This is a genomic window from Dietzia sp. UCD-THP (genome assembly GCF_000349585.1).
Classification (GTDB): Bacteria; Actinomycetota; Actinomycetes; order Mycobacteriales; family Mycobacteriaceae; genus Dietzia; species Dietzia natronolimnaea_A.
The window spans coordinates 33,202-58,505 of sequence record NZ_KB714651.1; the positions used below are offsets into that span (position 1 = coordinate 33,202).

General features: G+C 71.2%; 24 protein-coding genes and 1 tRNA gene. 6 read left to right on the plus strand and 19 right to left on the minus strand.

The genetic code is table 11. From position 1 onward, the window contains the following. Positions 1-4 precede the first annotated feature (4 nt). A complete protein-coding gene (locus tag H483_RS31015) occupies positions 5-766 on the plus strand; it encodes a hypothetical protein (protein ID WP_017837210.1) in 762 nt (253 codons plus the stop codon). 14 nt (positions 767-780) lie between these two features. Here H483_RS31015 and guaA read toward each other — a convergent pair whose 3' ends face one another. The 4 genes from guaA to guaB all read right to left on the minus strand — a co-directional run bounded on the left by guaA (position 781) and on the right by guaB (position 7,011). Further along, positions 781-2,385, minus strand: coding sequence for a glutamine-hydrolyzing GMP synthase (gene guaA, locus H483_RS31020; RefSeq protein ID WP_042329891.1), 1,605 nt, complete (start codon positions 2,383-2,385; stop codon positions 781-783). A gap of 64 nt (positions 2,386-2,449) precedes the next feature. Then, positions 2,450-4,240 (minus strand): GMC family oxidoreductase, encoded by a 1,791-nt coding sequence (locus tag H483_RS31025; RefSeq protein WP_017837212.1) that lies wholly within the window; start codon positions 4,238-4,240, stop codon positions 2,450-2,452. A gap of 89 nt (positions 4,241-4,329) precedes the next feature. Further along, entirely contained in the window at positions 4,330-5,469 is a 1,140-nt protein-coding gene (locus H483_RS31030; protein ID WP_017837213.1) for a GuaB3 family IMP dehydrogenase-related protein, read from the minus strand. Between the two features lie 6 nt (positions 5,470-5,475). After that, positions 5,476-7,011 (minus strand): IMP dehydrogenase, encoded by a 1,536-nt coding sequence (gene guaB / locus H483_RS31035; RefSeq protein WP_017837214.1) that lies wholly within the window; start codon positions 7,009-7,011, stop codon positions 5,476-5,478. A 111-nt stretch (positions 7,012-7,122) separates the two neighbouring features. Here guaB and H483_RS31040 point away from each other — a divergent pair, with 111 nt between their 5' ends. After that, on the plus strand, positions 7,123-7,545 hold the full coding sequence (locus H483_RS31040) for a DUF5319 domain-containing protein (protein ID WP_017837215.1): 423 nt from the start codon (positions 7,123-7,125) through the stop codon (positions 7,543-7,545). 72 nt (positions 7,546-7,617) lie between these two features. Here the strand turns inward: H483_RS31040 and H483_RS31045 are convergent, their stop codons facing one another. The 4 genes from H483_RS31045 to groES form a co-directional block, all read right to left on the minus strand. After that, a complete protein-coding gene (locus tag H483_RS31045) occupies positions 7,618-8,634 on the minus strand; it encodes an anti-sigma-D factor RsdA (RefSeq protein WP_152427977.1) in 1,017 nt (338 codons plus the stop codon). Next, on the minus strand, positions 8,631-9,212 hold the full coding sequence (locus H483_RS31050; RefSeq protein ID WP_017837217.1) for a sigma-70 family RNA polymerase sigma factor: 582 nt from the start codon (positions 9,210-9,212) through the stop codon (positions 8,631-8,633). The genes H483_RS31045 and H483_RS31050 overlap by 4 nt, the downstream gene beginning before the upstream one ends. A 282-nt stretch (positions 9,213-9,494) precedes the next feature. Beyond that, positions 9,495-11,117 (minus strand): chaperonin GroEL, encoded by a 1,623-nt coding sequence (gene groL, locus H483_RS31055; RefSeq protein ID WP_017837218.1) that lies wholly within the window; start codon positions 11,115-11,117, stop codon positions 9,495-9,497. 145 nt (positions 11,118-11,262) lie between these two features. Further along, entirely contained in the window at positions 11,263-11,550 is a 288-nt protein-coding gene (gene groES, locus H483_RS31060; protein ID WP_017837219.1) for a co-chaperone GroES, read from the minus strand. A 268-nt stretch (positions 11,551-11,818) separates the two neighbouring features. On the opposite strand from groES, the gene H483_RS38215 reads away from it, so the two are divergent. Then, positions 11,819-12,208 (plus strand): DUF4190 domain-containing protein, encoded by a 390-nt coding sequence (locus H483_RS38215; protein ID WP_017837220.1) that lies wholly within the window; start codon positions 11,819-11,821, stop codon positions 12,206-12,208. 10 nt (positions 12,209-12,218) lie between these two features. On the opposite strand, the gene tsaD is transcribed toward H483_RS38215, so the two are convergent. Genes tsaD through glmS form a run of 8 tightly spaced genes read right to left on the minus strand, consistent with a single transcriptional unit; the run spans position 12,219 to position 20,910 of the window. Then, complete coding sequence (gene tsaD, locus H483_RS31065) at positions 12,219-13,256, minus strand: tRNA (adenosine(37)-N6)-threonylcarbamoyltransferase complex transferase subunit TsaD (RefSeq protein ID WP_017837221.1); 1,038 nt, start codon at positions 13,254-13,256, stop codon at positions 12,219-12,221. Further along, positions 13,253-13,747, minus strand: coding sequence for a ribosomal protein S18-alanine N-acetyltransferase (gene rimI, locus H483_RS31070; RefSeq protein WP_017837222.1), 495 nt, complete (start codon positions 13,745-13,747; stop codon positions 13,253-13,255). The genes tsaD and rimI overlap by 4 nt, the downstream gene beginning before the upstream one ends. Before the next feature lie 26 nt (positions 13,748-13,773). Then, positions 13,774-14,523 (minus strand): tRNA (adenosine(37)-N6)-threonylcarbamoyltransferase complex dimerization subunit type 1 TsaB, encoded by a 750-nt coding sequence (gene tsaB, locus H483_RS31075; RefSeq protein WP_017837223.1) that lies wholly within the window; start codon positions 14,521-14,523, stop codon positions 13,774-13,776. A 5-nt stretch (positions 14,524-14,528) separates the two neighbouring features. Continuing rightward, complete coding sequence (locus tag H483_RS31080; RefSeq protein ID WP_042329893.1) at positions 14,529-15,041, minus strand: tRNA (adenosine(37)-N6)-threonylcarbamoyltransferase complex ATPase subunit type 1 TsaE; 513 nt, start codon at positions 15,039-15,041, stop codon at positions 14,529-14,531. Further along, positions 15,038-16,273, minus strand: coding sequence for an alpha/beta fold hydrolase (locus H483_RS31085; protein ID WP_017837225.1), 1,236 nt, complete (start codon positions 16,271-16,273; stop codon positions 15,038-15,040). Before H483_RS31085 ends, H483_RS31080 begins: the two co-directional genes overlap by 4 nt. After that, on the minus strand, positions 16,270-17,448 hold the full coding sequence (gene alr / locus H483_RS31090; protein WP_152427978.1) for an alanine racemase: 1,179 nt from the start codon (positions 17,446-17,448) through the stop codon (positions 16,270-16,272). The genes H483_RS31085 and alr overlap by 4 nt, the downstream gene beginning before the upstream one ends. Positions 17,449-17,486: 38 nt before the next feature. After that, positions 17,487-19,019 (minus strand): NAD(P)H-hydrate epimerase, encoded by a 1,533-nt coding sequence (locus tag H483_RS31095; protein WP_017837227.1) that lies wholly within the window; start codon positions 19,017-19,019, stop codon positions 17,487-17,489. Positions 19,020-19,053: 34 nt separating this feature from the next. Next, positions 19,054-20,910: a glutamine--fructose-6-phosphate transaminase (isomerizing) gene (glmS, locus tag H483_RS31100; RefSeq protein WP_031264939.1), complete on the minus strand. Its 1,857-nt coding sequence runs from the start codon at positions 20,908-20,910 to the stop codon at positions 19,054-19,056. 74 nt (positions 20,911-20,984) lie between these two features. On the opposite strand from glmS, the gene H483_RS31105 reads away from it, so the two are divergent. Next, positions 20,985-21,857 (plus strand): dienelactone hydrolase family protein, encoded by an 873-nt coding sequence (locus H483_RS31105; protein WP_042329895.1) that lies wholly within the window; start codon positions 20,985-20,987, stop codon positions 21,855-21,857. An 83-nt stretch (positions 21,858-21,940) separates the two neighbouring features. Here H483_RS31105 and glmM read toward each other — a convergent pair whose 3' ends face one another. From glmM to rplM, 3 genes are all read right to left on the minus strand, one after another. Further along, positions 21,941-23,302, minus strand: coding sequence for a phosphoglucosamine mutase (glmM, locus tag H483_RS31110; RefSeq protein WP_017837230.1), 1,362 nt, complete (start codon positions 23,300-23,302; stop codon positions 21,941-21,943). A 157-nt stretch (positions 23,303-23,459) separates the two neighbouring features. Continuing rightward, positions 23,460-24,002, minus strand: coding sequence for a 30S ribosomal protein S9 (rpsI, locus tag H483_RS31115; RefSeq protein WP_017837231.1), 543 nt, complete (start codon positions 24,000-24,002; stop codon positions 23,460-23,462). Further along, a complete protein-coding gene (rplM, locus tag H483_RS31120) occupies positions 23,999-24,442 on the minus strand; it encodes a 50S ribosomal protein L13 (protein ID WP_017837232.1) in 444 nt (147 codons plus the stop codon). The genes rpsI and rplM overlap by 4 nt, the downstream gene beginning before the upstream one ends. A 215-nt stretch (positions 24,443-24,657) precedes the next feature. Here rplM and H483_RS31125 point away from each other — a divergent pair. Continuing rightward, a tRNA-Arg gene (locus H483_RS31125) sits at positions 24,658-24,733 on the plus strand. Positions 24,734-24,906: 173 nt separating this feature from the next. Continuing rightward, positions 24,907-25,233: a hypothetical protein gene (locus H483_RS39645; RefSeq protein ID WP_176475040.1), complete on the plus strand. Its 327-nt coding sequence runs from the start codon at positions 24,907-24,909 to the stop codon at positions 25,231-25,233. Positions 25,234-25,304: the final 71 nt, after the last annotated feature.

The window sequence follows — 25,304 nt, forward strand, 5'->3', positions numbered from 1 at the left end:
GAGCATGCCACCGCGCCGGGACGTCGCCGCCGGAGACACCGGGCAGGCCATCGCCCGGGTGTGGGAACGACGACGACAGGCCGAGCGGCACGGCCCGTGGCACCGGCCGGCCACAGGCGTGGTGGCGGCTGCAGGGTTCGCGGTGCTCGCCCGCCCGGACCTCGCGCCCGGGGGGCTGCCGACCGCACTCGGCATCCTCGGTGTCATGGTGGCCGCGGGCGTAGTGGCCGTCGTCGTCGCGGCTCGTCGGGCGAGCCTCCGCGGTCCAAGCGGGAACAGGGAGGTCCCGCAACCGCCGGGCCGGCCGTGGTGGCGTCACCCCGCCCTCTTCGGACCCGCCGTGTTCACCGCGATCTTCGTCGGCTCCGTGACCGGCTTCTACGAGAACGTCCCGGTGATCCTCGGCGGCGCGATCGCGGCGGGGGTCCTAGCAACATTGGCCATACCGCGGTACGAGACGGCCGACCACATCCACGGCCCGCGACTCGAGCACGCTCCCGAACTCTCGGCCGAGGGTATGGCCGACGTCGCGCACGGGGACCTTTCTCTGGACGTGCTCAAGCTGCTCGTCCTTCAGCACCACACCGGCGAACGTCGCGTCGCCTGGTGCGCCGATGTCCTCGGCACCGGCGTCGCCGACGTCCGTGACCGCATCGCACGGGGTCGACGCTGGCTCGAACTCCCCGCCACGGAGGTCCACTCCCCGGCGACCGCGACGTGGGTCAGACTCTCAGCCGAGGGCCGCGAGACACTCGGCTACGTCTGAGTCCCACCCGGCCGTCACTCCCACTCGATGGTGCCCGGCGGCTTGCTGGTCACGTCCAGGACGACCCTGTTGACGTCCGGGACCTCGTTGGTGATTCGGCCCGAGATCAGCGCGAGGGTCTCGTACGGCACGCGCGTCCAGTCCGCGGTCATGGCGTCCTCGGAGCTCACCGGGCGCAGCACGATCGGGTGGCCGTAGGTGCGCCCGTCGCCCTGGACGCCCACAGAACGAACGTCGGCGAGCAACACGACCGGGCACTGCCACACCGAGGCGTCGAGCCCGGCCGCGGTCATCTCCTCGCGCACGATCGCATCCGCCGCGCGCAGGGTCTCGAGCCGGTCCCGATCGACGGCCCCGACGATTCGGATGGCCAGACCCGGGCCGGGGAAGGGGTGCCGACCGACGATCGCCTCCGGCAATCCGAGCTCCCGGCCCACGGCCCGGACCTCGTCCTTGAACAGCAGACGCAGCGGCTCCACCAGTGAGAACTCGATGTCGTCCGGCAGGCCGCCCACGTTGTGGTGGCTCTTGATGTTGGCCGTTCCCGCGCCCCCACCGGACTCGACGACGTCCGGGTAGAGGGTGCCCTGGACGAGGAAGTCGACGGAGGCGGCGTCGTCACCCTGGAGTTCGAGGGCCTGGGTTACGGCACGCTCGAAGGACCGGATGAACTCGCGGCCGATGATCTTGCGCTTGGACTCGGGGTCGGTCACGCCGGCGAGGTGACCGAGGTAGGTCTCCGAATCGTCGAGTGTGATGAGGCGAGCACCGGTGGCGGCCACGAAATCGTTCTCCACCTGCTCCCGCTCGCCCGCGCGCAGCAGACCGTGGTCGACGAACACGCACGTGAGTCGGTCCCCGATGGCCTTCTGCACCAACGCGGCCGCGACCGCGGAGTCGACGCCACCGGACAGCCCGCAGATCGCCCGGCCGTCACCGATCTGCTCACGGACGGCCTCCACCAGCTGGTCCGCGATGTTGGACGCCGTCCACGTGGGTTCGAGGCCCGCGATCTCGGTGAGGAAGCGGGTGAGGACCTGCTGACCGTGAGGCGAATGCATGACCTCGGGGTGGTACTGGACACCGGCCATCCGGCGTTCGGCGCACTCGAACGCCGCGACCGGGGCGCCGGGGGACGTGGCCGTCACCGTGAACCCCTCGGGCGCGGTCGTGACCGCGTCACCGTGGCTCATCCACACAGGGTGGTGCTCGGGCAGTCCGGCGTGCAACAAGCCACCCGACACCGTCACGTCGGTGCGCCCGTACTCGCGGCTTCCCGTGTGCGCGACCTCGCCGCCCAGGGCGCCCGCCATGGACTGGAAGCCGTAGCAGATGCCGAGGACCGGCACCCCGAGCTCGAGCACCGCCGGGTCGAGAGCCGGGGCATCGTCGGCGTAGACGCTGGCCGGTCCGCCGGACAGGATCAGGGCGACCGGGTCCTTGCACCGGATCTCCTCCACCGTCGCCGTGTGCGGGATCACCTCGGAGTAGATCCTCGCCTCACGCACCCGCCGCGCGATGAGCTGCGCGTACTGGGCGCCGAAATCGACGACGAGGACGGGGCGGGGAACCGCTGCCTCGGCGGTGAACTGGGAGTCGGTTTGTGCGTTCTCGGCCACGGGGTCGAGTCTAGGCGCAGCCCGCCCGCAGCCGAACTCGGCCACGTCCGCCGGCCACCCGGACTCACACGCGGGCGGGGGCACCCCCACTGGAGACCCCGACGATCGGCAGACGCAGCGCGCCGGGCGCCGCCTCCGGGACGACCGGCGACGCGGGCGGTACCGGCTGCACCCGCACGTACGCCTCACCCTGCCGGGGCCGGGGATCGGCCTCACCCTTGTTGGGCCACAGCGACATGGCGCGCTCGGCCTGGGCGGTGATGCTCAGCGCCGGGTTGACGCCGAGGTTCGCGGAGATCGCGGAACCGTCGACGATATGCATGGTCGGGTAGTTCCAGACCCGGTGGTACGGGTCCACCACGCCCGATTCCGGGGAATCGGAGATCGCGCAGCCACCCAGGAAGTGCGCGGTCATCGGCATGTTGATGATGTCACCCCAGGTTCCACCGGCCACGCCGCCGATCTTCTCGGCGATCCGGCGGGTGGCCTCGTTGCCCTTGGGGATCCACGTCGGGTTGGGCTGGCCGTGGCCCTGTCTGCTGGAGACGTAGCGGAAAGGACCGAAGCGCTTCACGAAGGTCTGGAGCGAGTTGTCCAGGTTCTGCATGACGAGCACGATCACAGTCCGCTGGCTCCACCGGCGCTTGTTGACCAGCTTGAACAGTAGCGACGGCCGGCGACGCAGCTCGTTGGCGAGCGTGCGCCAGCGGGGGCCGTCGCCGTCACCGTCGGTCAGCAGGGTCTGGAGCACGGCTATGGCGTTGGAGCCCTTGCCGTACCGGACGGGTTCGACGTGGGTGTCGGAACCGGGATGGAACGACGACGTGATGGCCACGCCCTCGGAGAAGTCCCGTTCCGGCGTGTACCTGTCCCCCATCGCCCCGAGGATCGACTCCGAGTTGGTGCGGGTCAGCCTGCCCAACGCGTTCGACAGCCGTGGCAGTGCGCCCTCGTCCTTGGCGTAGTGCAACAGATGCTGGGTGCCCCACGTCCCGGCTGCCACCACCACGTGCGAGGCGGTCACCGTTGTGATGCGCTTACCCCGCCGGGTCCAGGCGCCGGAGCGCTCGAGCGTCACCTCCCAGGTGCCGTCTCCGCGCTCGCGCAGTCCGCTGACCGTGGTCCGGTCCAGAACGCGGGCCCCGGCGCGCTCGGCCAGCCCGAGGTAGTTCTTGACCAGAGTGTTCTTGGCGCCGTGCCGGCAGCCCGTCATGCACTCGCCGCACTCGATGCAGGCCGTGCGGTCCGGGCCCACCCCGCCGAAGAAGGGGTCCGGGACCGTCTCACCCGGCTTGCCACGACCACCGGTCTTCTCGCCGAAGTAGACGCCGACCGGGGTGTAGACGAAGGTGTCCTCCGCCCCCATCTCCCTTGCGACCTCCTTGATGATCGTGTCGGAATGGGAATGCGTCGGGTTCGTGACCACCCCGAGCATCCGGCGACCCTGGTCATAGAACGGGGAGAGTTCAGCGTCCCAGTCCGTGATGTGCGCCCACTGCGGGTCGTTGAAGAACGGGGCGTGCGGCTTGTAGAGGGTGTTGGCGTAGTTCAGGGAGCCGCCGCCCACGCCGGCACCCGCCATCACCATCACATCGCGCAGCAGGTGGACGCGCTGCACTCCGAACAGCCCCAGTTTCGGCGCCCAGACGAACTTGTTGAGCCGCCAGGAGGTCTTGGCGAAGTCCGCGTCCTCGAAGCGACGACCCGCCTCGACCACCGTGACGCGGTAGCCCTTCTCGGTCAGACGCAGGGCCGTGACACTCCCGCCGAATCCGGACCCGATGACGAGGACGTCCGTGTCGGTACTCCCGGTGGGGGCGGAGGTGGTCGAGGGCGACGGCGCCGATGTCGTCATGGTGGATCTCCCTGGTGATCGAGGTGTGGGTCACAGTACCCGAGCACCACGCACCTACCCGACAGTAGGGCCCGATTTGTCCACCGGTCTCAGGGGCGAACGGACAGGTCCACCTTCTGGAAGCCCTTCACGTCCGAGTATCCGCACTTGGCCATCGCGCGGCGCAGACCACCCATCAGGTTCCGCGTCCCGTCCGGGGCACTCGTGGGCCCCTCCAGCACCTCGGCCAGGGGGGACAGGGCCGTCTCGTCGTCGATCTCCGCGACATGCCCCCGGGGGACCTTGGGGTGGGCGGAGACGGCGTCCCAGTACACACCCCGCCCCGGGGACTCCAACGAGCCCGCCAGGAGCGGCCCCAGGACCACGGCGTCGGCACCGCAGGCCACCGCACGGGCGATGTCGCCCGAGGTGTAGATATCACCGTCGGCCAGCACATGGACGTACCGGCCACCCGTCTCGTCCAGGTAGTCGCGTCGCGCGGCCGCCGCGTCGGCGATCGCGGTGGCCATGTGCACCTCCATCCCGAGCACGGAGCCCGTCGTGGTGACCCCGTCGACGCCGCCGTAACCCACGATCACACCCGCCGCGCCCGTGCGCATGAGGTGCAGGGCGGTCTTGTAGTCCACCACGCCGCCGGCGATCACGGGCACGTCGAGCCCGTGGATGAAGTCCTTCAGGTTCAGCGGTTCGTCCTCGCCGCTCACATGCTCGGCGGAGATGATCGTGCCCTGGACCACGAGCAGGTCGATCCCGGCGGCGATCAGGCCGGGCGTGAGCTCGCGGGCGTGCTGCGGAGACACCCGGACCGCGACGGTCGCACCCTCGTCGCGGATCCGTCGCACCGCCGCCGCGAGCAGCTCCCGGTCGATCGGGGCGCGGTGCAGTTCCTGGAGTCGAGCCACCGCGCGGTGGCCGGTCACGTCCTCGAGGGCGATCTCGCGCAACTCGTCGATCGCCGCCTCAGGATCCTCATGCCGCGCCCACAGGCCCTCGCCGTTGAGGACCGCCAGGCCACCCAGCCTCGAGAACTCCACCGCCGATTCGGGTGAGACCACCGCGTCGGTCGGGTGGGTCATCACGGGCAGGTCCATCCGGTAGGCGTCGATCTGCCAGGACGTCGACACCTCCTTGGAACTGCGGGTGCGGCGGGAGGGCACGATGTCCACCTCGCCGAGCCCGTACATCCGTCGGGCCTCGCGACCCATTCCGATCTCCACGACGTTGCGCACGCGGCTTCAGTCCTTGACGTTGTAGTTGGGGGCCTCGACGGTCATCTGGATCGCGTGGGGGTGGCTCTCCTTGAGCCCCGCCGCCGTGATCTGGACGAACTGGGCGCGGTTCATGTCCGGTATGGTCGCCGATCCCGTGTAGCCCATCCCCGCACGCAGCCCGCCGTTGAGCTGGTGCAGGACCTGTGCGACGTCGCCCCGGTACGGCACCCGTCCCTCGATGCCCTCGGGGACGAGCTTCTCCTCGGACAGCACGTCGTCCTGGAAGTACCGGTCCTTGGAGAACGACTTCTCCTGTCCGGGCTTGCCCCGTCCGCGCATCGCGCCCACCGACCCCATCCCGCGGTAGACCTTGTACTGCTTGCCGTCCACGAAGATCAGGTCGCCGGGCGACTCGGTGCAGCCCGCGAGCAGGGATCCGAACATGCACGCCGAGGCGCCGGCCGCGATCGCCTTGGCCACGTCGCCCGAGTACTGCATACCGCCGTCGGCGATCACGGGGACACCTGCGGCATGGGCCGCCACGGAGGCCTCCAGGATCGCGGTGATCTGCGGCGCACCCACCCCCGCCACGACACGGGTGGTGCAGATGGAACCGGGGCCGATGCCCACCTTGATCGCGTCCGCACCCGCGTCGATCATCGCCTGGGCCGCGCCTCGGGTGGCGAGGTTGCCGCCGATCACCTGGACCCGGTCGCCGAGCTCGCGTTTGACGCGGGCGACCATCTCCAGCGCGTTGCGGTTGTGGGCGTGAGCGGTGTCGACGACGAGGACGTCCACGCCGGCCTCGGTCAGGGCGCCGGCGCGCTGCCAGGCGTCCTCACCGGTCCCGATGGCCGCGGCCACCCGCAGTCGACCGTCCGAGTCCTTGGTGGCGTCGGGGTGCTTCTCGGTCTTGACGAAGTCCTTGACCGTGATGAGCCCGGTGAGACGACCGTCTCCGTCCACGATCGGCAGCTTCTCGATCTTGTGACGGCGCAGGAGCCCGAGCGCGGCCTCCGCCGTCACCCCCTCCCGCGCGACCACCAGCGGTGCGCGGGTCATGACCTCGTCCACCCGCCGCGACTTGTCCACCTCGAAACGCATGTCGCGGTTGGTGATGATGCCCACGAGCTCACCCCGCTCGTCGGTCACCGGCAGGCCGGAGATCCGGTAGCGGGCGCACATCTCGTCGACCTCGGCGAGGGTGTTGGCGGGAGCACAGGTGACCGGATCGGTGACCATCCCCGCCTCGGACCTCTTGACGGTGTCCACCTGAGCCGCCTGGTCGGCCACCGACAGATTGCGGTGCAGCACCCCGATCCCGCCCTGGCGGGCCATGGCGATGGCCATGCGTGCCTCGGTGACGGTGTCCATCGCGGACGACACCAGCGGCACCCGCAACGTGATGTCGCGGGTGAGTCGGGTGCTCGTGTCGACCTCGCTGGGGACCACCTCGGAAGCGGCCGGGAGCAGCAGCACGTCGTCGAAGGTCAGGCCCACCATGGCGACCTTGGTGGGATCGTCGCCGCCGGTGCGCACGGGGCCTCGCGACTCGCTCATCTGCCGTCCTCCTGGGGGTCGTCTCGGTCTGGAGTCCGAGGATAGTGCGTCCGGGGTCCCCGGCTCGAACCGTCGGCCCCGCCGGGTGGCGTGCACGGGTACGGTGAGGGGGTGAACGATCCCCTACGGCACGGCATGCCGCCCGACCCGTTCGCCGGCGATCCGGATGATCCGACGGCGGAGCTGGCCGGGCTCGACCCCGTCGACGACGGCATCCCGTCGGGCCCGCTCGACGCGGAGGAACGCCGCGCGATCGAGGAGGACCTGGCCGATCTCGCGGAGTTCCGCGAGCTCCTGGCACCCACCGGCGTCAAGGGCGTGGCCGTGCAGTGCGAGGACTGTGCCGAGGAGCACTTCCACGAGTGGGACATGCTCCGCGCCAACCTCATGCAGCTCCTCGAGGACGGTTCGCTCCTGCCCCACGAGCCCGCGTTCGACCCGATCCCCGACGACTACGTGTCGTGGGACTACTGCCGCGGGTACGCCGACGCGGTGCGTGCGATCCGCCCGCGCCGGCTGCACTGGCGCCGCTGAGGGCGGGTTCGCGGCCCCGGGTCCCGCCCCGGGAATCGCACCCCCGGTGCGCGGTCTAGCCGGGTATCACACCTAGCCCGTGGGTGGCGCGGTCGCCGGTGCACTGGTGGCCGCCGGTCCCGAGGTCGGGACCTGGGTCACGGTGGTCCGGGTCGGGGTCGGCGCCGGGGTGGTCCCTGCGACCTCGCCCGGGTTCGGACGGCCGGTGGTGGGCGCCAGGAAATCCTGGATCCGCTGGGTGTCGATCGGAATCTGCAACGTCGTCGAGATCCGTAGCCCGTCCAACGGTAACGGGATGACCGGCATACCCGGCGGCGGCGGCGGGATGAGGTTCGTCGGCAGCGGCACGGGCACCCCGGGAACGAGAGTCGCGGGGCCCTGGCCCGGTCCGGGGGCCGGGGCGGGCGCCGGTTCGGGTGCGGGAGCGGGGGACGGTACCGAGGTGGGCGTGATCCGGCTCAGGTCGCGCCGGATGGCGTCGCGGCGCTTCATCAACTCGACGCGTTCCGAGGCGTCCGCGACCTCGTCCAGCCGGCCGGACACCTCGTCGAGGAGACGCTCGGCCCGCTCGCGATCACCTTCGCGAGCCGCCAGATCCGCTGCGGCCAGATGCTCGGTCAGGTCGCTGACCAACTCCACCTCCCCGGCACGGTCGGCGAAGATCGTCTTGGACACGCCCCACAGCGGGTCCCCCGGCATGGCACTGTGCGCGGCCACCGACAGGCCGCCGACGATCACGGCGGCCACCGCCGCGGCCCCGATCACCGCCTGCCACAACGCGGGACGTTGGCCGTGGTGGTGTTCATGGGACCTGGCCCAGCCCCGGCGGGGCCACAGGCGGGAGACGTTGGGCGCCAGTGCGACCCCGACCTCCTCATCTCCCGGCAGCTCGGGCAGGGGTGCGGAGTCGAGCTCCCCCCGCCAGTCGGCGAGCAGCGCCGCGAGGGTATCGGTGTCGGTGGGACGGCCGCCCGCCCCGAGGGCGTCGAGGAGCTGGTCGTCGCGCTCCACCGCCTCGGGGTCCGGGCCGTGCCCGTCGAGCGAGGCGGCGTCGTCCCGGGTGCCGGGGCCGACTTCGTCGTCGTTCATCGCCATCGCTCCTCTCCGTCCTGCTCGATCCTCGCCCGGAGCTGCTTCATGGCCCGGTGTTGGGCCACGCGCACGGCTCCGGCCGTGCTGTCCACGATCTCCGCGGTCTCCTCCGCCGAGAGTCCTACTACCACCCGCAACCGGATGATCTCCCTCTGCTTCTCCGGCAGGGTGTCCAGGAGTCGGCTCATGGCCCTGGTCACCTCGCCGTCGAGGATGTGATCCTCCGGCCCCGTCTCCGTCGAGAGCACCTCCGGCAGGTACTCCACGGGGTCCGACTTGTTCCGTGCGGCGCCCCGGTGCGCGTCCGCGACCTTGTGTGCCGCGATCCCGTACACGAATGCCATGAAGGGACGTCCCTGATCCCGGTACCCGGGCAACGCCGAGAGCACCGCGATCAGCACCTCCTGTGCGACATCGTCAGCAGAAAGGTTGACCCTCTCCGCACCCCCGACGCGAGAGCGGCAGTACCGCACCACCCCGGGACGAACGAGCTCGAGCACCCGCGTGGCCGCACTGCGGTCTCCTCTGACCGCGGCGGCGACGGCGAGCTCCAACTCGTCTGCTGTACCTGTCATCGAATTAGGGGGGCCTCTCGTTACACGGGTGTGCTACGGGGCACGGCCTTTCTGTCGGGGTGCACGCCGGGGTCGCGCGGTCGGGTCCGGACCGTGGCGGCCGGCGGGGCGTGGGCACAGGATACTTCCACGGCACCTGTGCGGCAGGTCATCCGGTGAGGGCCCAGCCTAACCTCTCGACGCCGGACGGGACGACACCCCGGTCGTTCCACGACGACCGGGCCCCGGCTCCCGCGGGATGCGGGAGCCGGGGCCCGGTGTGGGAGAGGTCAGTGGGACAGGTCAGTGGGAGTGACCGGCGTGCGAGTGTCCGCCGGGTGCCTCCTCCTCGGGCTTGTCCACGATCGCGGTCTCGGTGGTCAGGACCATCCGCGCGACGGAGCAGGCGTTGACGACGGCGGAGTGGGTCACCTTCACCGGGTCGATGACGCCCGCCGAGACCAGGTCACCGTACTCGCCGGTGGCGGCGTTGAAACCGTCACGCGGACCGAGGTCGGAGACCTTGCTGACCACGACGGAACCGTCTTCTCCGGCATTGGCGGCGATCCAGAACAAGGGAGCAGACAGTGCCTTGCGGACCACGTTCACCCCGACGACCTCGTCGGGGTCGGAGATGCCTGCCGAGAGACGGGTGAGCGCCGCGGCCGCCTGGACGAGCACGGAACCACCACCGGCGATCACGCCCTCCTCGACGGCGGCCTTGGCCGAGTTGACCGCGTCCTCGACACGGAGCTTGCGCTCGGTGAGCTCCGTCTCGGTGGCCGCGCCGACCCGGATCACCGCGACGCCACCGGAGAGCTTGGCGATGCGCTCCTCGAGCTTCTCGCGGTCCCAGTCGGAGTCGGTCGCCTCGGCCTGCCGGCGAAGCTGCGCCACCCGGGCGTCCACATCGGCCTGGTCCCCGTCGCCGTCGACGATGATCGTCTCGTCCTTGGAGACGGTCACGCGGCGGGCGTGTCCGAGCACCTCGAGGCCACAGTCGGAGAGCTTCATGCCCAGGTCCGGGCTGACGACCTGACCCTTGAGGACGATCGCGAGATCGTCCTGGAAGGCCTTGCGGCGGTCGCCGAAGAACGGCGCCTTGATCGCGACGACCTTGATGGTCTTGCGGATCGAGTTGACGACCAGCGTCGACAGCGCCTCTCCGTCGACATCCTCGGCCACGACGAGCAGCGGCTTGCCGGTCTCGGCGACCTTCTCGAGCAGCGGGAGCAGGTCCGGGAGGGAGCTGATCTTCTCGCGGTGCAGCAGGACCAGGACGTCCTCGTAGATGGCCTTCTGCTCGTCGGGGTCGGTGACGAAGTAGGGGCTGAGGTAGCCCTTGTCGAAGGCGATGCCCTCGGTCACGGCGACCTCGGTGTGCAGGCCCTGGGATTCCTCGACCGACACGACGCCGTTGACACCCACGGCGTCCATGGCCTCGGCGACCATGCGGCCGACCTCCGGGTCCCGGGAGGAGACCGTCGCGACCTGTGCCACGGCCTCGGACCCCGACACAGGGGTGGCGGCGGACTTGAGGAACTCGACGACCGCGGCCGAGGCCTTCTCGATGCCCTTGCCCATGGCCATCGGGTTGGACCCGGCGGCGACGTTGCGCAACCCCTCGCGGATCAGCGCCTGCGCGAGCACGGTCGCGGTGGTCGTGCCGTCGCCCGCGACGTCGTTGGTCTTGGTGGCGACGCTCTTGACCAGCTGGGCACCGAGATTCGCGAACGGGTCGGAGAGCTCGATCTCGCGGGCGATGGAGACACCGTCGTTCGTGACGGTGGGGCCACCGAAGGCCTTGGCCAGTACGACGTGCCGACCCTTCGGGCCGAGCGTGACCTTGACGGTGTCGGCGAGCTCGTCGACACCGGCGAGCATGCCCTTACGGGCCTCCTCGTCGAACGCTATCAACTTGGACATTGATGGGACTCCTGGAAGGAAGTGGGTGTGCGGGACGGACGGGTCGTGCTGCCTGCTGGACCGGCGGGACACCGGCGAGACACCACCGCCCCGGCGGGGCCGGACACTGGCCGACACCACCGGGGCGGGGTTCTACCGACTCACGTCAGTCGATGACGGCGAGGACGTCGCGCGAGGAGAGGATCAGGTACTCCTTGCCCTCGTACTTGATCTCGGTTCCGCCGTACTTGGAGTAGATGACCTTGTCCCCCTCCTTGATGTCCATGGGGATGCGGTCGCCGTCCTCGTCGAAGCGGCCCTTGCCGACCGCGACGACGGTGCCCTCCTGGGGCTTCTCCTTGGCGGTGTCCGGGATGACGAGGCCGGACGCCGTGGTGGTCTCGGCAGCGGTGGCCTCGACGAGAATCTTGTCCTCAAGCGGCTTGATCGCCACGATGGATCCTCCGTGTGTAGATGGCTGATGTGCTCAGGGGGCGGGGCTCCGGGTGGCGTCGTCGCGGGTGACGCGGCCGGGTCCATGCCTATTGGCACTCTATATGTGCGAGTGCCAGCACTCAAGTGTCCCGGGTGCACGATCCTGTCGCGTTCGCGGATGGCGAACACCGCCCGGCCCCACTCGCCCGACTCGAGCTCCGGACGTGTGCGCGACTCCCGCGTACGATCAGCGGCAGGCCCCGCCAGTCCGGGAGGAGTCGACGTCCATGTCAGGTATCCCCTGCGGTGGCGCGGGCGCGTCCGGTCGTCGCGAACCGGAGGACCCCGCGCACGGCTCCCGCACCGGGCGACCCGAGGTCGACGATGTCAACGAGGTCAACGGGACGGCGCTCGCGGCGGTCGTGTTGGCGGTGGGGAACGTGGTCTTCGGGTCGTTCCTCGGACTGTTCCTGCCCGCGTTGCCCGCGGTCTTCGCGCTCGCCTCGGTCGTACTCGGTCATCTCGCCCTGGCCAGGATCCGTCGCACCGGTCAGGCCGGGCGCGGGCTCGCCCTCACCGCCCTCGCGGTGGGCTACCTGTGGCTGGTCGTGATCACTGTGTTGGTGTCGGGAATGCTGCTGTTCACCGGGTACGGTCTGGCCCTGCTCGGGTTCTGACGCGCACACCTCACACCACCTGGGTCACCCCGACAGTGAGCCCGGGATCCGCGGCGACGGTCAGGGAACTGGGCCCGGCGCCGGCGGCGAGGAGTGCTGACGCCACCGCGACGACCATCGCGCCGTTGTCCGTGCACAACCGCGGTCGGGGCACCCGGAGGCGGATACCGGCCGCAGCGCACCTCTGTGCCGCCAGTTCGCGAAGCCGGGAGTTCGCCGCGACACCGCCGCCGACGAGCAGGGTCCGCACACCCAGGTCGGTGCAGGCCCGCACCGCCTTCATGGTGAGCACGTCCGCCACCGCCTCCTGAAATGATGCGGCGACGTCGGCCACCTCGAGCTGGGACCCGTCCCGCTCGGCGGCCTCGATCCGACGCGCGACCGAGGTCTTGAGACCGGAGAAGGAGAAATCGTGCCGGGCGTCCCGGGGCCCGGTCATGCCGCGCGGGAAGGGTATGGCCGCGCCGTCCCCCGACGCCGCGAGCCGATCGATCACCGGACCGCCCGGATACCCCAACCCCAGGAGCCTCGCGACCTTGTCGTAGGCCTCCCCCGCCGCGTCGTCGACCGTCGAGCCGAGTTCGACCACCGGTTCGGTGAGGGACCGCACGTGCAGCAGTTGGGTGTGCCCACCGGAGACCAACAGCGCCACGCACTCCTCGAGTGGTCCACCGTCGAACCCGGCCACGGCGACGTGTCCCACCAGGTGGTTGACCGCGTAGAACGGCGTGCCCCACGCGGCGGCGTAGGCCTTGGCCGCCGCGGATCCCACCAACAGGGCACCGGACAGTCCGGGGCCGATGGTCGCGGCCACGGCGTCGGGGCGGTCCACGCCCGCCTCGGCGAGCGCCGCACGCACGGTCGGGACGAGCGCCTCGAGATGCGCGCGGGAGGCGATCTCGGGCACCACCCCGCCGAACCGCGCGTGCTCGGACATCGACGACGCGACCACGTCGGCGAGCAGTTCCGCACGACCGTCGTCGTGGACCCGCGCGATCGCCACACCCGTCTCGTCACACGAGCTCTCGATCCCCAGTACGGTCCTCACGGGCCGCTCCCCCCTCTCTCGTCGGGTCCGCCGCGCGCCGGGCGCACCATCAGGTGAGCGTCGGCCATGCTCGGACGGTAATACCGGGGCCGCAGCCCCACCACCTCGAATCCGTGGGCCTCGTAGAGCGTGCGGGCCGGGACGTTGTCGGTGCGCACGTCCAGGAGGACGGGAGCCGCCTCGGCATCCGCCACATCGAGCAGCATGCGCAGCAGGGTGCGTCCGATCCCCCGGCCCCGATAGGCGGGGTCGACGCCGATGGTGTGGACCTCGAACTCCCGGTCCCCCTCCCGCCCGAGCGCCGCCAGCACGGCGTAACCGACCAGCACGTCCTCGACACGGGCGGCACGACAGGTGGTGTGCCCGGCACCGATCTCGGACAGGAACGCGGCGGCCGACCACGGCCCGTCACCACGGAAGAGCACCCGCTCGAGGTCCGCGCAGCGCATCGCGTCGCCAGCGACCAACGGGTCGTAGACGACGCCGGCCACGTCGGTACTCTCCGACCTCCGGCCGCTCACCCCCGTGGTCCGCCGGGCTCGGTGCCCCGCAGGGCGGGCGACGGCTCCACCCGGCGGGGCGGCACGGCATCCGGTCGGCGCAGGTAGAGGGGCTCCAGCGGGGCAGGAGCCACTCCGTTGAGAAGGTCCGCGGCGGCGGCCGCGACGAGCCCGGCCGGGTCCGGTGAGACCAACCGGTCCGGCGCGACGGTCCCTCCGCCACCCGTCCCCGCGCGGGGCGTCCGGCCGACGAGCTCATCGAGTCGGGTGGCGTCGCCGACCACGTGGTCCACCCCCTCGGTGGAGATGTCCGCCGCGGGACCGACCGTGGGGCCGGCCACGCGGCGGCCGTCCGGGGAGTATCGCGCGTGGTAGGCCTCGCGGCGCCGGGCGTCGGTGACGACGAGGAGGTCGCCCGTCACCCCGGCCGCGCGCGCCCGCCACGCTAGGCCGTCGAGCGAGCACACCCCGTACACCGGTCGGCCGAGCGCATCGGCGAACGCCGCCGCGGTCGCCATGCCCACCCGGAGTCCGGTGAACGGCCCCGGCCCCACGCCCACCACCACCGCGTCGAGGTCGTCGGGGACCAGGTCCGCTTCCGCGAGGCAGTCCAGGATGTGAGGGGTGAGCAGCTCGGCGTGCGCCCGCGCGTCCTCGGTCACGCGCGTGGCCAGGGTGATCACGGCCGGGCCGCCGCCCCCCTCCACGAGACGGCAGACCCCTGCCGTGACGGCGGGGGTCGAGGTGTCGACGGCGAGGACCAGCACGGTGGTCAGGGTACCGCCGGGCCCGGTGCCCGATCGGCCCGGCGCCAGGTGGCCGAGCGCACCTCTGTCTCGGCACCGCGGTGGAGAGTGACGACGAGTGGCGCCGCGACCAGGGACTCCACGAACCCGGCCCCCCACTCCACCACCACCACGTCATGGTCGAGCGAGGAATCCAGGTCGAGGGACTCCAACTGGTCGGCCAGATCACCGGACGAGGGCTGCGACCCGTCGGGGTTCTGACCCCCCACCAGTCGGTAGGCGTCCACGTGGACCAGTCCGGGGCCGCCCGGGGCTCCAGGGGCGTGCCGACGGGCGATCACGAAGGTCGGTGAGGTCACCCGGCCCCGGACGCCCAGACCGGCGGCGATCCCTGCGGTGAGGGCGGTCTTGCCGGCACCGAGGGGTCCGTCGAGGACCACGACGTCGCCGGCCCGCAGCAGCGCCGCGAGTTCCACGCCGAGCCGACGCGTGTCCTCCACGGTGGGGAGGGACCGCGCTCCCGGTACCCCGATCGTCACAACGCCGTGCTTCGGCGCCCCGACGACCCGTGTGTGCGTGCGCGCCACTCGACGACGGCGTCCGCGATCAGGTCACCGAGGACCTCCGACACGTGCGCGGGCTCCTCCAGCATCACCATGTGTCCCGCCCCCGGGACCACCACGAACTCGGCGTCCGGTAACGCCTCGGCGATGTCCACTGAGCGGTCGAGGGGGGTGAGCAGGTCGCGGTCACCGCACAACACCGTGGTCCGCACGTCCCGCAGGACGGGCACGGCCGCGGACTCGTCGTGCTGGGTGAGGGTCTCGAAGAAGTTCGCGATGGTCAGCATGTCCGTCGAGGCGATGAGCTTGTCGACGAACCGGGCGACGGTCGGGCTCATCTTGGCCGGGTCGCCGAACGAGCCGCCGTAGATGAACGGGGAGATGATCGCCCCGAGGGCCTTGCGGCTGCTGGTGAACACGGCCGGCGTGCGGCCGGCCAGACCCACGAACCTGCTGACGGCCCGGCTGTCGAGTACGGCGCCCAGGCCCGACTCCGACAGTTCTGCCATGGCGGTGGCGACCAAACCCACACCGAGCACCCGCTCGCGGACCGCCTCGGAGTGACGGGCTGCGTAGCCCAATACCGTCATCCCCCCCATGGAATGGCCGATCGCCACGATCGGGCCGGTCGGGGCGGTGGCCGAGATCACCGAGTTGAGGTCGGCCGCCAGCTGGGCGATCGTCGAGTTCTCGCGCGAGCTCTTCCCGCTGAGCCCGTGACCGCGCTGGTCGTAGAAGACCAACCGGACCTCGGATCCGAACCGGTCCTGGAGGTGCCGGCGCTGGAAGTGCCAGGAATCCATCGAGAGCGTGTAGCCGTGGGCGAACACCACGGTCATCGGCGCGTCCGTCGGGCCGGCCTCGCGCACCGCGAGCGGGACCCCGTCCGAGGCGGCGACCATCGACCCCCGGTCGACCCCGAGCTCCCACATGTCCTCTCCGGCCCACGGGTCGCTCGCCCGGCGCCCCGGGAGGAGGGTGCCGACGGATCCGATCGTCGCGGCGCCCAGGGCGCTCAGGCCCGCGGCGAGTCCCCCGGGGGTCCGGATCTGCTCGTCGACGGTCTCGGCGTCACTGGCCTGACCGCCCACCAGTTCTGGTGATCGGACCTCGACGGGCTCGCTCGCGGGCGACCTGGAGGGGCGCCGGGGGAGCCGGAGTCGGGGCATCGACCTCCGGCGCCCGGGCGAGTTGTCGTCTCCACTCATGTCGACCCCTCCTTCCGCCGGTCCGGGGCGTGGCGGGTCCCGAGCACGTGATGGCGCACAGCGCGACCTCGGACCGCGGTGACGACCTCGTAGTGGATGGTCCCGAGGGAGCGGGCCCACTCGGCGGCGGTGGGTCCGCCGTCGGAACCGTCGCCGAACAGGACGGCGGTGTCCCCCGCCCGTACCGCCTCGCCCGGGTCGGGGCCCAGGTCGACGACGAACTGGTCCATGCAGACACGTCCGACGTTGTGGTAGCGACGCCCGTTGATCTGCACGTCGAGACCGCCCGAGAGCAGGCGCCACACCCCGTCGGCGTAACCCGCCGCCACGAGAGCGACGGTGGTGTCGTGCGGCGCGTACCACGTGTGCCCGTAGCTCACCCCCTGACCGGCGGCGATGCGCTTGACCATCAACACCTCGGCGGAGAACGTCATCGCCGGGATCAGGTCCGCCTCGAGACCGTCGACCGGGTTGAGTCCGTAGAGCGCGATCCCGGGGCGGACCATCTCGAACCCGTCCTCCGGACGGGTGAGGGTGGCCGCGGAGTTGGCGTGGTGGTTCACCGGGCACTCCAACCCCCGTTCGCGGGCCTGCGCCACGCAGGCGTGCAGCCTGGCGACCTGCTGGTCGATCACCGGGTTGCCCGGGTCGTCGGCGTGCGCGAAGTGTGCCATCAACCCCGTCAACTCCACGAGGCCCTCCTCGGAGGCGGTGACGAGCCGGTCGAGCAGGGCGGGCCACTCCTCGAGCGTGACGCCGGAGCGGGCGAGACCGGTGTCGATCTTGGGCGTCACCCTCGCGCGGCGTCCGGTCCGACGGGCGGCGTCGAGCACGGTGTCGAGGTGGCCCGGGCTCGGGACCGCCAGATCCACATCTGCTGACAGCGCCGCGCCGACGTCATCACCGACCCCGAACAACCAGGCCAGGATCTCGGAGTCGATGCCCGCGGCACGCAGCTGGAGCGCCTCGGCGATCGTCGTGACGCCCAGCGCGTCCGCACCACCGCGCAGCGCGGCGAGGGAGACGGGCACGGCCCCGTGGCCGTAGGCGTCGGCCTTCACCACGGCCATGACCCGCGCACCCTGCGCGGCCCGCGTCAGGACGCGGGAGTTGTGCTCGATCGCGTCCAGGTCTATCTCGGCGCGACACGGCGACTGGGGGACAATTGGACCCATTTCGTCCATTCTGCCAAACCTCGGCCGGGAGAGGCCATTCACGCTCCGCGGATCGCGGAGATCGCCACCGGGACCGCGCGCAGCAGATCCCCGGCGCCGATCGGCGCGCCGGGACCGCCCGTGCGTCGCGCCGCGGCCCGCGCGGCCTCGCCGTGGACCACCGCCGCGGCGACCGCCGACCACGCGACCTCCCCGCCGGAACCCGTTCCGCCGGAGTCCACGCCGCTCCCGCCCGGACCGTTCGCGAGCAGGGCGCCGACCATCCCGGCCAACACGTCCCCGGAGCCCGCCGTCGCGGCCCAGGAGGAGCCCGGGTCGACCGACCAGGTGGTCTGCCCGTCGTCGACGAGCGTCACCCGCCCCTTGAGCAGCACCGTCGCCGGGATCCCCCGGTTGCGCAGATCCGAGACGTACCTGCGCAGGGCGCCCGGCCGGTCCGACCGGTCCCACCCGCCGGTCAGCCTGTCGAACTCCCCGGCGTGGGGGGTGAGCAGTACCGGGGCCCTCGCACTCCGCAGCACCACGGGATGACTCGCGATGCAGGTCAGTGCGTCGGCATCCAGGACGGTCGGTCGTGCCCGGGCCAGGATGGCCTCGATGTCGGCGACCGCCGCCGACCCGGTCCCCGCTCCCGGCCCCACGACCCAGGACTGCGCGGTGCCGGTCTCGGCGACCGACGGGTGGCACACCACCTCCGGACGAGCCGCGAGCACGTCAGCCGCTCCGGAGCCGACGTACCGGACCATCCCCGACGTCGCCGCCACCGCGGCCGAGGCGCACAGCACGGCCGCTCCGGGGAACCGGCCGGATCCCGCCCGGATGGCGACCACGCCCTGGGTGTACTTGTCGTCCTCCGGCCCCGGGACCGGCCAGGCGCGGCCCACCTCGGACGGGTCAGGGCGGTGTACCGTCAGCGGCCCGGAGGCGGGTTCCGCCAGTCCGATGTCGACCACCTCGACCCGGCCGCACGTGGGCGAGGCGAGCAGGTGGGCGCGCCGGAGGGTCCCGAACGTGACGGTGACGTCCGCCCGGACGTGCGCGTCGTGCACCGTGCCGGTGTCGGCGTCCACCCCGCTCGGCAGGTCCACCGCGACGAACGGCGACCCGGCCCGGGCGAGCGCGTCGACCCTCGCCGCCGCGGGCTCCCGCAGCGGGCCGGATCCCGCGAGCCCCACGACGCCGTCGATCACCACGTCCGGCGTGCCCGCCGCGCCGCAGACCGCGTCGACCCCGCCGGTGGTCACCCGACCACCGGCACTGCGCAGGGCCCCCAGTGCCCGCGCGTGGACCCGGTCGGGGTGGAGGAGGACGGCCTCCACCCGGCACCCACGCCCACGCAGGACCGCGCCGGCGTAGAGGGCGTCACCGCCGTTGTCACCGCTGCCCACGAGAAGCACGACCGAGCGACCGTAGACCCCTCCGGTCCGACTCCTCAGGAGCGCCGCGGTGTGGTGGGCGACCCCCGAGGCGGCGCGACGCATCACGGCGTCCGGGTCCCCCGCCGCTGCGGCCGCCTCGATGAGCGGGCGCTCGGCGGATCGGATCGCCTCGACCGGGTGCGCGCGCAACATGACGTCTACGTCCTTACTCGGACCCGGGTGCGGGTCACTCCACCGTGACGGATTTGGCCAGATTGCGGGGCTTGTCCACGTCGTAGCCGCGGGCGGCGGCGACCTCGGCGGCGAAGGCCTGGTACGGAATCGTGGCGAGCAACGGTTGCAGCAGGGTGGTCGAGGCCGGGATCGGGATGAAGTGGTCCGACAGCGGTCGCACCACCTCGTCCCCCTCCTCGGCGATCACGATGGTCCGTGCACCACGGGCCCTGATCTCCTGGATGTTGCTCACCAGCTTGGAGTGCAGGACCCCGCGTCCCTCGACCGGCGGCATGACGATGAACACGGGCAGGTCGTCCTCGATCAGCGCGATCGGACCGTGCTTGAGCTCGCCCGCCGGGAAACCCTCGGCGTGCATGTACGCCAACTCCTTGAGCTTGAGCGCTCCCTCGAGGGCGGTCGGGTAGCCGACGTGGCGGCCGAGGAACAGCACCGACTTCGACCCGGCCAGCTCCCGGGCGATCTCGCGGACCGGGTCCAGGGAGTCGACCACCTTCTGGATGGCAACGGGCATCTGCTCGAGCTGGCGGAACTCGGCCGCCACCTCGTCGGGGTACTTGGTGCCGCGGGCCTGGGCCAACGCCAGCCCGACGAGATAGTTGGCGGTGATCTGGGCGAGGTACGCCTTGGTCGAGGCCACGCCGATCTCGGGCCCGGCGTGGGTGTACAGCACCGCGTCCGCCTCGCGCGGGATCTGCGACCCGTTGGTGTTGCAGACCGCCAGGACCCGGGCCTTCTGGGACTTGGCGTGCCGCACGGCCTCGAGGGTGTCGGCGGTCTCGCCCGACTGGGAGATGGCCACCACGAGGGTGGATCGGTCCAGCACCGGGTCGCGGTAGCGGAACTCCGAGGCGATCTCGACCTCGCAGGGCAGACGGGTCCAGTGCTCGATCGCGTACTTGGCGACCATGCCGGAGTGATACGCGCTGCCGCAGGCCACGATGAACACCTTGTCGATGTCCCGCAGGTCCTGGTCGCTGATCCGCTGCTCGTCGAGCACGATGCGACCGTCCTGGAAGTGGCCGAGCAGGGTGTCGGCCACCGCCTTCGGCTGCTCGGCGATCTCCTTGAGCATGAAGTAGTCGTACCCGCCCTTCTCGGCGGCGGCCAGGTCCCAGTCGATGTGGAACGGACGGCCCTCCGTGGGCTCGCCGGCGAAATCGGTGATCTCGTACCCGTCGGCCCGGAGCACGACCACGTTGTCCTGCCCGAGCTCCACCGCCTCACGGGTGTGTTCGATGAACGCCGCGACGTCCGAGCCGAGGAACATCTCGCCCTCCCCCACTCCCAGCACCAGCGGCGTCGACCGACGGGCCGCGACGAGGGTGCCGGGGTGGTCGGCATGGCTGAACACCAGGGTGAAGGCGCCCTCGAGTCGACTGAGAACGGCCCGGCACGACGCGACGAAATCTCCCGCGCGGGGACCGGACCCCATCTCCCGGGCAAGCAGATGGGCGGCGACCTCGGAGTCGGTGTCCGAGACCAACTCGACTCCGGCGGCCTCCAACTCGGCGCGCAGCGGGGCGAAGTTCTCGATGATGCCGTTGTGCACGATCGCCACGTCGCCGGAGACGTGCGGGTGTGCGTTGCGGTCGCTGGGGCGTCCGTGGGTGGCCCAGCGGGTATGTCCGATCCCGGTGGTCCCCGGGAAACCGTCGTCACCGGCGGAGGCCAGCGCGGCCTCGAGGTTGGCGAGCTTGCCTTCCTTCTTCTCGACCCGAGAGCCACCCGACCCGTCCAGCACGGCGACCCCGGCGGAGTCGTACCCGCGGTACTCCATCCGCCGCAGGGCCTCGACCACGACAGGGAGGGCAGCCTGATGCCCCACATAACCGACGATTCCGCACATGGCCGCTAAGTGTAGCCAGGCCGTCCCGACGCCCCGGCACCGTCGACCCCCCCGGAGGCGATACTGTGGCCCCCGTGGCCATCAAGACCAAAGCTCTGCTCGACAAGGTGAACCGGCGGGGCCCCCACGGGGTCGATACGGGCGATCTCGGGTTCACCGGGACGCCGGGCGCCGTGTTCGTGCCCCGTGACGCACCGTCGCCAGCCCCGGTGGTGGGCTTCGCCCACGACTGGACCAAGGGTCCCCGCGACTACACCGACACGCTCAAGCACCTCGCCTCGTGGGGCTTCGTCGTGGTGGCGCCCGCGACCGACCGGTCCCCCCGTCCGAATCACCAGCACTTCGCCGACCATCTGTCGGCCGCGATCGAGGACGTGCTCCAGGCCAAACTCGGCCGCGGGGGCGTCCGGGCGGACCCCCGCCGGATCGGACTGGCCGGTCACGGTCTCGGCGCCGGGGTCGCCGCACTCCTGGCCTCCCAGCGCACCGATATCGGGGCCGTGGCGATGGCGTTCCCCACCGAGACCGTTCCGTCCGCCGCCGATCGGGCGATGACCATCGACGCGCCGGGCCTGCTCCTGTCGGCCTCCGGTGGCGTGCACGCCGAGGACGCGCGGGCGCTCCACCTGGCATGGCGCGGTCCGATCGTGCACCGGCGTCTCGAGAAGGCCATCGAGACCGGCCTGGTCGAGGGCGCGCCGTTGATCAAATACGTCGGGCTCGCAGACCCGGACCGCCGGACACAACGCACGGTGCGGCCGCTTCTGGCGGGTTATCTCCTGACCACGCTCGCGGGCGATGCGACCTACTCGGTGTTCGCCGATCCGGAGAAGACGCTCAAGGACACCGTCACGGTGACCGACGCGATGCTGGACGAGGAGGACGACGACCTCATGGCCGGCGGGCCGCCGCTACTCAGACTCTTCAAGAGCGTCACCGGGAGCTGAGCCGGCTCTCGAGCCCGGCCGGCCCGGGCCCGCCGGGGACCCCACCGGGATCCCGGCGCCCCGGGCCGCGTCAGACGGTGGTGTCAGACCGTGGTGACGAGTCCAGCCAACCGCTCGGCCACCCTGCGGGCGCAGTGCGCGTCCTCCGCTTCCACCATGACGCGGACCAGCTGCTCGGTACCCGACGGGCGCAGCAACACCCTGCCGGTCGCGCCCAGTCGCGCCTCTTCCTCCGCCACCGCGTCGCCCACCACCTCGGACGACACGACAGCTGCCTTGTTCTCGACCGGCACGTTGATCAGGACCTGCGGGAGCACCGTCATCACCCCGGCGAGCTGGGCCAGGGAGTTGCCGGTCTCCGCCATCCGGGCCATGATGCGAAGGCCGGTGAGGACCCCGTCGCCGGTGGTCGCGTGGGCGGGGAGGACGAGGTGACCGGACTGCTCGCCGCCGAGGCTGTACCCACCCTCACGAAGACGTTCCAGAACGTAGCGGTCCCCCACCTTGGTCTCGGTGACGTGGATCCCCTCAGCCTGCATCGCCACCTTGAGGCCGAGGTTGCTCATGACCGTCGCCACGAGAGTGTCCTCCACGAGCTCTCCGGCGTCCCGCATCGCCAGCGCGAGGATCGCCATGATCTGGTCACCGTCGACGACGTCACCGGAGGCGTCCACGGCCAGGCAACGGTCCGCGTCGCCGTCGTGCGCGAGGCCGAGATCCGCGCCGTGCTCGCGGACGGCCGCGCGCACGTCGTCCAGATGGGTGGAGCCGCACCCGTCGTTGATGTTGTACCCGTCGGGGCTGGAGTGGAGCTCGATCACGGTCGCCCCCGCACCACGGTAGGCGCGCGGCGCCGCCACGCTCGCCGCCCCGTTGGCGCAGTCCACCACCACCCTGAGCCCGTCCAGCCGCCCCGGCGTCGCGTCGAGCAGGTGCCGGACGTACCCGTCCAGCGCGTCCTCCGACGGCGCACGTGAGATCCGGCCGACCTGCGCCCCGGTGGGTCCGGTGATCGTCCCCTCCGCGAGCGCACCCTCGATGCGGTCCTCCAGGTGGTCACCGAGCTTGTGCCCGCCGGCGGCGAAGAACTTGATGCCGTTGTCGGGCATCGCGTTGTGCGAGGCCGAGATGACCGCCCCGAGCGCCGCACCGTGCCATGCCGTCAGATGGGCGACGGCAGGGGTCGGGAGTTCCCCGACGCACAGCACGTCCACCCCCTGGCTGGCCAGACCGGCGGCGAGGGCCGCCTCGAGCATCTCACCCGACGCCCGGGGGTCGCGGCCCACGACGGCCAGGGGGCGGGCCGGGGCCACCTCGGGCCCGGTGGCGCGGGCCTCGGTCGCGAGGACGGAGGCGGCAGCGGCACCGAGCCGTACTGCCAGGTCCACCGTGAGCGTCCGATTGGCGAGTCCGCGAACCCCGTCGGTACCGAAAAGTCGGGTCATGATGCGTGATCCTCCGGGGTAGGGGGACCGCCACCGCACGCGGCGTGGGTGGTCCGGACCGGGTAAGGATAACCCCGGCCGTGAGGTCCCTCGGGAAACAAGCCAGAGCAGGCCCCCGCGGTAGCGGGCGCCTGCTCTGGGATATCGAGCGCGGTGATCAGCGCTTCGAGTACTGCGGTGCCTTACGGGCCTTCTTCAGGCCTGCCTTCTTACGCTCGACGGCGCGGGCGTCCCGGGTGAGGAAGCCGGCCTTCTTGAGCGCCGGGCGGTCATCCGAGGAGTACTCGATCAGCGCACGGGCGATCGCCAGGCGCAGTGCGCCGGCCTGACCCGACGGTCCTCCACCGTGGAGCAGTGCCACGATGTCGAACTGCTCCTCGCGCTCGACGAGGACGAGCGGGGACTTGACGAGCTGCTGGTGCACCTTGTTCGGGAAGTAGTCCTCGAGACTACGACCGTTGAGGGTGAACTGACCGGAACCGGGCATGAGGCGGACGCGGGCGACGGCCTCCTTGCGGCGTCCGACCGCCTGTGCCGGACCGGAGGAGACGACGGGGGCCAGCTGGGACTCGGCGTCGGCCACGTAATCGGTGCCGCCGGCGTAGTCGGCCTCGCTGTAGTCCTCGGCGACCTCGGCGGCGAGCTCCGCCACCGTGTCATCGGCGAGCTCGGCCTCGGGGGTGATGTTCTCGTCGGTCACTGGGCCACCTGCTTGATCTCGTAGGGCACGGGCTGCTGGGCGGCGTGCGGGTGATCGGGTCCCGCGTACACCTTCAACTTGGAGGCGACGGCACGACCGAGCTTGTTGCTCGGGAGCATGCCCTTGACGGCCTTCTCGACGACGCGATCCGGGCGCGTGTCCATGGCCTTGCCGAGGGACTGCGACTTGAGCCCGCCGGGGAACCCGGAGTGGCGGTGATGCATCACGCGCTCGCGCTTGTTGGACGAGATCGCGACCTTGTCGGCGTTGATGATGATGACGAAGTCGCCGGTGTCGGCGTTCGGGGCGAACTGCGGCTTGTGCTTGCCACGGAGGATGTTGGCGACCTGGACGGCGAGTCGACCGAGAACCACATCAGTGGCGTCGATGACGTACCAGGCGCGCGTCACGTCCCCGGGCTTGGGGGTGTACGTGGACACAGGCGATACCTCTGTCTGTCTAGTGGGGCTGCCGGCCGGTCGGACGCCCTCCCCCTCGCGCGGCGGCCGGTGGTGACCCGCGGAGGCGGTCCGCCGATCTCCGGTTACGGAGACGACACGGACGCCGACGGTCAACCATACCGCCCGGGTGCGGACACTCCAACTCGCCGATCACGGAGACGGGCGGGCATCGGTTAGACTCTCCCCCGGTTCCCGCCCTCGTAGCTCAGTGGATAGAGCACGGCTCTCCTAAAGCCGGTGTCGGAGGTTCGATTCCTCTCGAGGGCACCACGGCGCGGGGCCGGGCGGCGCCCGGTCCCGGCCCCCTCAATCCCCTCGCCACCCGATATTCAGCCCATACCGGCGCCCCGTTGACATCAATACATGCACGTATGATGATGTATGCATGCCGAGGCCGCGGACGCTGCCTACGACTACGGCGACGAGGAACAGGAGCCCCACCCATGACCGTGACCGACCACCCCACCGCCGAGCCGCACTCCCACACCCACGGGCCCGGCTGCGGGCACGAGGCCGTCGTCCACGAGGATCACGTGGACTACCTGCACGACGGCCACCTGCACCGCGAGCACGACGGCCATTACGACGAGTGCACCACCTGCTCGTGTGACAACTGCGACGACAGCTGCGCGATGTGCACCTGTACGGACTGCACCTGCGAGACCTGCAACCACAACATCTGCTCGTGCGACAACTGCGGCGAGCGGCACGAGTGCGCGAACTGCGTCTGCGACGACTGCAGCTGCGCGACCTGCCGCCACGCGGCCTGACGGTCCCGAACGACGCCAGCCTCGGACGGGCCGGCCCGCAAGAGATATGGCCGAGACGGATCAAGCCCGCT

Bases quoted from the DNA above. Each gene is read 5' to 3' on its own strand.
- H483_RS31015 (WP_017837210.1), top strand. From the start codon at position 5: ATGCCACCGCGCCGGGACGTCGCCGCCGGAGACACCGGGCAGGCCATC.
- H483_RS31025 (WP_017837212.1), bottom strand. From the start codon at position 4,240: ATGACGACATCGGCGCCGTCGCCCTCGACCACCTCCGCCCCCACCGGG.
- guaB (WP_017837214.1), bottom strand. From the start codon at position 7,011: ATGAGCGAGTCGCGAGGCCCCGTGCGCACCGGCGGCGACGATCCCACC.
- H483_RS31045 (WP_152427977.1), bottom strand. From the start codon at position 8,634: ATGAACGACGACGAAGTCGGCCCCGGCACCCGGGACGACGCCGCCTCG.
- H483_RS31050 (WP_017837217.1), bottom strand. From the start codon at position 9,212: ATGACAGGTACAGCAGACGAGTTGGAGCTCGCCGTCGCCGCCGCGGTC.
- groL (WP_017837218.1), bottom strand. From the start codon at position 11,117: ATGTCCAAGTTGATAGCGTTCGACGAGGAGGCCCGTAAGGGCATGCTC.
- H483_RS38215 (WP_017837220.1), top strand. From the start codon at position 11,819: ATGTCAGGTATCCCCTGCGGTGGCGCGGGCGCGTCCGGTCGTCGCGAA.
- H483_RS31085 (WP_017837225.1), bottom strand. From the start codon at position 16,273: ATGAGTGGAGACGACAACTCGCCCGGGCGCCGGAGGTCGATGCCCCGA.
- alr (WP_152427978.1), bottom strand. From the start codon at position 17,448: ATGGGTCCAATTGTCCCCCAGTCGCCGTGTCGCGCCGAGATAGACCTG.
- H483_RS31095 (WP_017837227.1), bottom strand. From the start codon at position 19,019: ATGTTGCGCGCGCACCCGGTCGAGGCGATCCGATCCGCCGAGCGCCCG.
- glmS (WP_031264939.1), bottom strand. From the start codon at position 20,910: ATGTGCGGAATCGTCGGTTATGTGGGGCATCAGGCTGCCCTCCCTGTC.
- glmM (WP_017837230.1), bottom strand. From the start codon at position 23,302: ATGACCCGACTTTTCGGTACCGACGGGGTTCGCGGACTCGCCAATCGG.
- H483_RS39645 (WP_176475040.1), top strand. From the start codon at position 24,907: ATGACCGTGACCGACCACCCCACCGCCGAGCCGCACTCCCACACCCAC.